The sequence below is a fragment of the Streptomyces sp. NPDC059002 genome (genome assembly GCF_042740435.1).
Lineage (GTDB): Bacteria > Actinomycetota > Actinomycetes > Streptomycetales > Streptomycetaceae > Streptomyces.
Genome location: NZ_JBHYJI010000124.1, coordinates 1 through 6,877, shown reverse-complemented (window position 1 = coordinate 6,877; position 6,877 = coordinate 1). Strand labels below are relative to the sequence as shown.

Sequence of the window (6,877 nt, the reverse complement as noted above, 5' to 3'; positions counted from 1 at the left end):
AACTGGCGACCTCAACCTTGGCAAGGTTGCGCTCTACCAACTGAGCTACGTCCGCTTGTCTTTCCCGTTTCGCTTGCGCGTCCCGGCGACGTGTTGAACTCTAGCGGATTCCTGGGCCAGTACAAAAACGCGTTTGCGCAGCGTGCTGCGCTGTCGTCGGTCCGGGGCGCCGCCGGGACGCCGGTCATAGACTCACAGCCGTGCACAGCCCCCCTCTGACGTCCTCCTCGACGCTTCCTCCCATGGCGCGCTTCGGCGGCCGCGTGGCCACCGGTCTGCGCGATGTGACCAGCGACCCCGCGGCCCTGGACTCCACCGGCTTCTGGGTGGTGTCCGCGGATTTCGAGGGGGGTCTGGTCTGCGCGCGCTTCGACGACGTACGCGAGGAGGCGGTGCCCGCCCCCGTGCCCGGCCGGTGGCACGGTCCGGCGGCCGGTGACTGGACGTCGTCCCTGGACCGCGCCGCGTACACGGAGGGCGTGCGGCGGGTGCGCGCGTACATCGAGGCCGGGCAGGTCTATCAGGCGAACCTCTGCCGGGTCCTGTCCGCGCCGGTCGCCCATGACGCCGACGTGGACGCCCTGACCGCACTCCTCGCGCGCGGGAACCCCGCTCCCTATGCCGGAACGATTCGGCTCCCGGAGCACGGCGTCGAGATCGCCACCGCCTCGCCCGAGCTCTTCCTGCGCCGCGCGGGCCGGTCCGTGGAGTCGGGCCCCATCAAGGGCACCGGACGTACCGAGGCGGATCTCCTGGAGAAGGACTACGCGGAGAACGTCATGATCGTGGACCTCGTCCGCAACGACCTCGGGCGGGTCTGTGCGACGGGTTCGGTGACCGTCCCCGAGCTCTGTGTGGTCGAGAAGCACCCTGGGCTCGTCCACCTCGTCTCCACCGTCCACGGCGACCTGCGGCCCGGCGCGGGCTGGCCCGAGCTGTTCGCCGCCGCGTTCCCGCCAGGTTCCGTCACCGGCGCCCCGAAGTCCAGCGCCCTGCGGATCATCGAAGAACTGGAGACGGCGCCGCGCGGCCCGTACTGCGGCGGCATCGGCTGGGTCGACGCGGACCGGGGCACCGGAGAACTCGCGGTCGGCATTCGCACCTTCTGGATCGACCGTGCCTATGGCGTGCTGCGCTTCGGCACGGGAGCGGGCATCACCTGGGGCTCGGACCCCGAGGGGGAGTGGCGCGAGACCGAGCTGAAGGCCGCGCGACTGCTGGCGGTAGCGTCGGGGTCGTACGAAGCGAGTGGAGGAACCCCGACGTGAAGATCTGGCTCAATGGCGGGCTGCAGGACCTGGATGACGCCCGCGTCTCCGTGCTCGATCACGGATTGACGGTGGGCGACGGCATCTTCGAGACGGTGAAGTCCGCGGCGGGGCGACCCTTCGCCCTGACCCGGCACCTGACCAGGCTCGCCCGGTCGGCGCGCGGCCTCGGGCTGCCCGAGCCGGACCTCGACGAGGTGCGCCGCGCCTGCGCCGCCGTCCTGGACGCCAACCCGCTGCCCCGGGGGCGGCTGCGGATCACCTACACCGGGGGCCTCTCGCCGCTCGGCTCGGACCGCGGCAACCAGGGCACCACGCTCGTCGTGGCCCTCGCCGAGGCGGGCGAGCACGCCGCGTCCACCGCCGTGATCACGGTGCCGTGGACCCGCAACGAACGCGGCGCGCTGACCGGCCTGAAGACCACGTCGTACGCGGAGAACGTCGTCGCTCTCGCCCGCGCCCACGAACAGGGTGCGTCCGAGGCGCTGTTCGCGAACACCGTGGGGCAGCTGTGCGAGGGCACGGGCACCAATGTCTTCGTCGTCGTCGACGGCGAGATCCACACGCCGCCGGTCGCCTCCGGGTGCCTCGCGGGCATCACGCGCGAACTGACCGTCGAGTGGACGGGCGCGCGCGAGACCGAACTGCCGCTGGACGTCCTCGAGCGCGCCGACGAGATCTTCCTGACCTCGACGCTGCGCGACGTCCAGGGCGTGCACCGTGTCGACGCGCGCCAACTGCCCGGCGCCCCGGGCCCGGTGACCGCCAAGGCGATGCGGGTCTTCGCCGAGCGGGCCGCGGACGACCTGGATCCGTAAGCCGCACAAATCCCGGTGACGACGGGGCCGCAGGGCGGGTAGAACCTCTGTGATGACCACGACCCTGCGGCCTTCAGCGCCGCTCCAGCAGGGCGCCGACGGCGCGAGATCGCGCACGTACGACGTCTGTGTGAACAGCCGCCCCGTGGGCTCCATAGCCCTGGCCACGCACCCGGTCTTCGGACCGGAGGTCTGCCAGGTGCGTGACCTGCGGATCGACGAGCCGGACCGCAGGCGGGGGCGCGCCACGGTCGCGGCCCTGGCCGCAGAGGAAGTGGCGCGCGGCTGGCGCTGCAAGCGCATCGAGGCGACGATCCCGGCCATGGCCACGGGAGCGCTGCGCCTTGCCGCCGCCCTCGGATACGTCGAGCGCAACCGTCAGATGGCGAAGCCGCTGACCGGCGACGTGTCCGCGCTGCCCGACGGCGTCGCGTGGCGGCCGATGACGGAGGACGAGTACGGACCGTGGCTCGCGCACGAGGAGGACGGCTACACGCGCGACTGGATCGAGCGCGGTGTGCCCGAGGCGGCGGCCCGCGCCAAGGCCGCCGCCGACCATGCGCGGCACCTCCCCCAGGGCCTGGCGACACCGGACACCTGGCTGAGCGTGCTCACGCGGCACGGCGTCCGGGTGGGCACTTTGTGGCTCGGCGTGATCGGCGACGAGGCGTTCGTCTTCAGCGTCGAGGTCGAGGAGGAGCACCGGGGGCAGGGCCTCGGGCGTTCCCTGATGCTGTGCGCGGAGGCACAGGCCCGCGCGGCGGGCCGGAACCGCGTCGGCCTCAACGTCTTCGCGGGCAACGCCCCGGCCCTGCGCCTGTACGAGTCACTCGGCTATGAACCGACCTCGTACTACCTCTACAAGCACCTGCTCTAGAGGCCGCTGCCGCACGCCGCTGCCTCAGGAAGCGCCTTCGGCGAGCAGCCGGTCGACGATCTCCTCGACGCGCTCGCGCAGCCCCTCCTGGCTCTTGCCGCCGTCCAGACGCTCGCCGCCGATGACGTACGTCGGGGTGCCGGTGACCCCGATCGCCTTGCCCTCGGCCTGGTCGGCGTCGACGATCAGGATGTGCCGGCCGTCGATCAGCGCGGTGTCGAACTCCTCGGCGTCGAGGCCGAGTTCACGGGCCGCGTCGACGAAGACGGGCTCGCCCTTGCGGTCCAGCTCCTCGACCCGGTCGAGCACCGCCTCGACGTACGGCCAGCCCTTGCCCTGCTCGAAGGCCTCCTCGGCGGCCTGCGCGGCGGCGAAGGAGTGCTTGTGCTTTTCGAGGGGGAAGTGCCGCAGGCGCAGCTCGACGCGGTCGCCGTAGCGCTCCCGCAGGGTGCGTACGTCGTCGAGGGCGGTACGGCAGTCCGGGCACTGCAGCTCGCACCAGACGTCGACGACGACGGGACGGGCGGGGGTGGAGTCACTCATGGGCCACAGTCTCCCAGCCCGTGCGGGAGCCGCCCAACCGGGATCACCGGCCACCTGACCTGGGTCCTGCGGAGGAGGCCGACCCGGAGATGACCCGGAGATGTCCCTGAGGTCTGCCCCGGACGTGGCTCCGCGGTGCCCACTCGGTGCAGGATGGAAGGGACGACAGTGTCATATCCCTACGTACGCCTGTTTGCCTGGAGGACCGGATGATTGCCGAGACCGTCTGTTCCGCCGTATCCGCGGCCGGGCTGGGCATCGCCGCGGTCACGGCCTACCGCAAGCGCTTCCTCTCCGCGGCGCGCCTCGCCGCGTATTCCCTGGTCCCGGTGGGCCTGGTGCTGACGGGAGTCGTGGGGTGGGCGGCCGACACCGCGTTCAGCCTGAAGGCATGGGTGGGCTTCGGCGTGCTCGGCGTGGCCTGGCTCGGGTTCATGTCGACCCGCGCGATCGAGCGCCGCACGGGCGGCACCCGCAAGGAGCGCAAGGCCGCGAAGGCCGCCCAGCGCGAGGCGGTGGCCCCCGCGGCATCGGCACCCTCGCTCGGCGCGGCCGCCCGCCCGGCCGCCCAGCCCGCGCCCAAGCAGAAGGCCGCCGCTCCCGCGGAGGACTTCAGCGACATCGAGGCGATCCTGAAGAAGCACGGCATCTGAACGAAGACGGCCCGGCAGCCGCGGGTGGCCGAACGACGGCCCTCCCCGCGGCGTGCGGCTGCGGGCGGCGCGTCCTCAGCGCCCGCCGAGGCGCACCTCCGCCAGCACGTTGACACCGTCGACCCAGGGCACCGAGGCGTTCGCGCACCGCACGGCCCGGCCTCGTCCGGGAAAGTCCGGGTCGGGAAGCGCCAGGCCGATGCGGTGCGGGCCCCGCGTCCCCGGCGGCACGACGAGCTCCGCGCGCACGGTCGTGGGAGCGGGCGGCGCGTGATCGTCCCCGGTCTCCGCGCGCCCCTGGGGCAGCCACGCGCGCCAGTCGGCCCCCGTGCCGGCCGATGCCACCGTCCGCCCCGCCGCGTCCAGGAGCACCAGCCGTACGGGACGGGGGTGCTTCGGCGCGGCGAACCCGCGGTTGACCACGTCCACCTCCACCGGCAGCCGCCCGCGCCGCCGCACCGCGGACGGATCGTGCCGTGACTCCCGCACCTCCACCCGGTAGCCGAGGTGATCGCGGAGGTACTCGAACTGGGTGCGCGCCACGGAACGCCCCGCGCGGTCCCGGAAGTACCCGTCCGACACCGGCAGTTGAGCCTCCGTCGCCTGCCGCTCGGTCAGCTCGGCCGCCTTCCAGCCGGGCAGGGTGACCGTGGCGTTGTGCACCAGGGAGAGGCTGTCGAAGCGGAGCGTCTGCAGCCGGCGCGCGGCGGCGATCCCGGGAATGACGGTGCTCCAGGCGTACGGGTCGGAGCTCTGCCCCTTGTCCCAGGGCATCTCGCCGTCCATCATCCGCGTCGGGGAGACCTCGAGATATCTCGGCCAGCCGGGGTTGCCGGGCACGTAGTAGTCCCACTGGCCCTCGCCCAGCGTCACGTAGTCGTTGTGGAACCCGACGCGGTCCAGGATCGCCCTGTTGGTGATCATGTCGCGCTTCTCGGCGTATCTGACCTGGGTGTGCAGGCCCGGCGGCAGCGCCTCGACCAGGGTCGTCATGATGGCGGTGACGGCGTCGGGGTAGGTCTCGTGCCGGTAGTAACTCCCGTGCCACTCGCCCCAGGTGCCGAGGAAGCCCGCCTGCCAGACCGCGACGACGTCACTGTTGCGGGCGACCAGCGGCGCCAACTGCCCGATGTGGCGCTGGATGTCCTGCACGGTGTAGCGCCGGTTCTCGCGCACCCCGTCGTCGTACACGAAACGCAGGACCGCCGCGTACCCCTTGCTCCGCAGCCCACGGAAGACCCGCTCGATGTTGTCGAGCGCGCTCTGCGGGATCGTGGAGGTCGCGAAGTCCCAGAGGTAGAAGTACAGCTGAGTGAGGTTCGCGCCGGGACCGTACTCGCGCTCCAGGAGGTCGAGCGTCTCGGTGACGTCGGGGGAGTGGTCCTGCTCGTTGGGCCAAGGGCTCGTCAGGTCACGGGCGTTGTACGACATCTCGTAGCGGAAGCCGCGGCGCGGATTGGCCAACGGGGCGCGCCCTTCGGGATCGTCGGGGCGGATGCCGCGGTGCGGGACGGTGTGCCAGGACGCGGACCGCGCGGCGGGGGAAGCGGCCGCGGCGGGTCCGAACGGCACGGCCGCCACCGCGGCGGTGCCGAGCGCCGTCGTCAACAGCCGTCTGCGTTCCATGGACATGGGCGGCTCCCTCGTTCGAGTGCGGGCGTTGCCGCAGAGTCTCGCGAGGTGACGGGGGCGTGAGCCATGGACGGAACGCGCCGGACGCTGGACTTTCGCCCGTTCACGGAATCCGGCGAACTCCCGCGGCGGTTTGGCGTGTTGGTCGGCGGAGGTGCCCGGCCTGCGTCATCATCACCGCGAGATGCTGGACACCACACAGGGCGATGCCGCCCCGCCGGACGACGGACGGCGATCGGCACCGGCCCATGAGCGACGCGCTACCGACGAAGAGTGGCGGGCCACCGACGAAGAGCGGCAGGGCTGTCTCTTCGCTCTCTCCCAACCACCTTTGATGATCTTTCTGGCGGTGATCGGCACTCTGATCCTGATGGCTTCGCTGCACGATCTGCTCTTGCTCTAGCCCGTCGCCCCGGCCCACCGCTGCGGAGGGCCGCGCTAACCCGCGGCTTCGGCCTCCTTGCGGCGGGCCCGGTAGGCGGCGACGTGCAGGCGGTTTCCGCAGGTGCGGCTGTCGCAGTAGCGCCGGGACCGGTTGCGCGAGAGGTCGACGAAGGCGCGCCGGCAGTCCGGCGCCTCGCAGCGCCGCAGCCGGTCCTGCTCCCCGGCGACCACGAAGAAGGCGAGCGCCATCCCGCAGTCGGCCGCCAGGTGGTCGGCGACGGACGCCCCGGGCGCGAAGTAGTGGACGTGCCAGTCGTAGCCGTCGTGGTCGGTGAGCCGGGGCGTGGTGCCCGCCGCCGCGATGAGCTCATTGATGATCGTGGCCGCGGTCCGTGGCTCGGGGTCCGCGAAGACCTCGGCGAACCGGGACCGCACGCGGCGCACATCGGCGAGGTCACGCTCCGAGAGCACCCCGACATCGCTCACGTTGTGGGTTCGTACGAAGTCGCTCAGCGCCGCCACGTGCGCCAGTCCGTCGGCGCCGTCCTCCTCCGGTGCGGTGTTCACCAGATCGACCACGGCGTCCAGGGAACACCGGGTGTCGTGGGTGATCAGCACGTTTCGCTCCCTGGCCTGGGGACCGGGCCTGCGCCCGCCGATGCTGGCCGATGCTAGCGGCTTCCCCGCACGACGTACCGGCGC

Annotated in this window: 8 protein-coding genes; 5 read left to right on the top strand and 3 right to left on the bottom strand. The window is 72.1% G+C overall.

Annotated features, from left to right (window positions below):
- Positions 1-242 precede the first annotated feature (242 nt).
- The 3 genes from ACFWZ2_RS43230 to ACFWZ2_RS43220 are packed head-to-tail and all read left to right on the top strand — an operon-like array spanning position 243 to position 2,963.
- Positions 243-1,268: a chorismate-binding protein gene (locus ACFWZ2_RS43230; protein WP_384555292.1), complete on the top strand. Its 1,026-nt coding sequence runs from the start codon at positions 243-245 to the stop codon at positions 1,266-1,268.
- Positions 1,265-2,086 (top strand): aminotransferase class IV, encoded by an 822-nt coding sequence (locus ACFWZ2_RS43225; RefSeq protein WP_384555291.1) that lies wholly within the window; start codon positions 1,265-1,267, stop codon positions 2,084-2,086. Before ACFWZ2_RS43230 ends, ACFWZ2_RS43225 begins: the two co-directional genes overlap by 4 nt.
- A 52-nt stretch (positions 2,087-2,138) precedes the next feature.
- A complete protein-coding gene (locus ACFWZ2_RS43220) occupies positions 2,139-2,963 on the top strand; it encodes a GNAT family N-acetyltransferase (RefSeq protein WP_384555290.1) in 825 nt (274 codons plus the stop codon).
- 24 nt (positions 2,964-2,987) lie between these two features.
- Here ACFWZ2_RS43220 and ACFWZ2_RS43215 read toward each other — a convergent pair whose 3' ends face one another.
- On the bottom strand, positions 2,988-3,506 hold the full coding sequence (locus ACFWZ2_RS43215) for a DsbA family protein (RefSeq protein ID WP_384555289.1): 519 nt from the start codon (positions 3,504-3,506) through the stop codon (positions 2,988-2,990).
- Between the two features lie 209 nt (positions 3,507-3,715).
- Between ACFWZ2_RS43215 and ACFWZ2_RS43210 the strand changes: the two genes are divergently transcribed.
- Positions 3,716-4,159, top strand: a complete 444-nt coding sequence (locus ACFWZ2_RS43210; protein WP_384555288.1) for a hypothetical protein — start codon at positions 3,716-3,718, stop codon at positions 4,157-4,159.
- A 75-nt stretch (positions 4,160-4,234) separates the two neighbouring features.
- On the opposite strand, the gene ACFWZ2_RS43205 is transcribed toward ACFWZ2_RS43210, so the two are convergent.
- Positions 4,235-5,791: a DUF4874 domain-containing protein gene (locus ACFWZ2_RS43205; RefSeq protein ID WP_384555287.1), complete on the bottom strand. Its 1,557-nt coding sequence runs from the start codon at positions 5,789-5,791 to the stop codon at positions 4,235-4,237.
- Between the two features lie 184 nt (positions 5,792-5,975).
- Here ACFWZ2_RS43205 and ACFWZ2_RS43200 point away from each other — a divergent pair, with 184 nt between their 5' ends.
- Positions 5,976-6,194: a hypothetical protein gene (locus ACFWZ2_RS43200; RefSeq protein WP_384555286.1), complete on the top strand. Its 219-nt coding sequence runs from the start codon at positions 5,976-5,978 to the stop codon at positions 6,192-6,194.
- Between the two features lie 35 nt (positions 6,195-6,229).
- Here ACFWZ2_RS43200 and ACFWZ2_RS43195 read toward each other — a convergent pair whose 3' ends face one another.
- On the bottom strand, positions 6,230-6,793 hold the full coding sequence (locus ACFWZ2_RS43195; protein ID WP_384555285.1) for a CGNR zinc finger domain-containing protein: 564 nt from the start codon (positions 6,791-6,793) through the stop codon (positions 6,230-6,232).
- Positions 6,794-6,877: the final 84 nt, after the last annotated feature.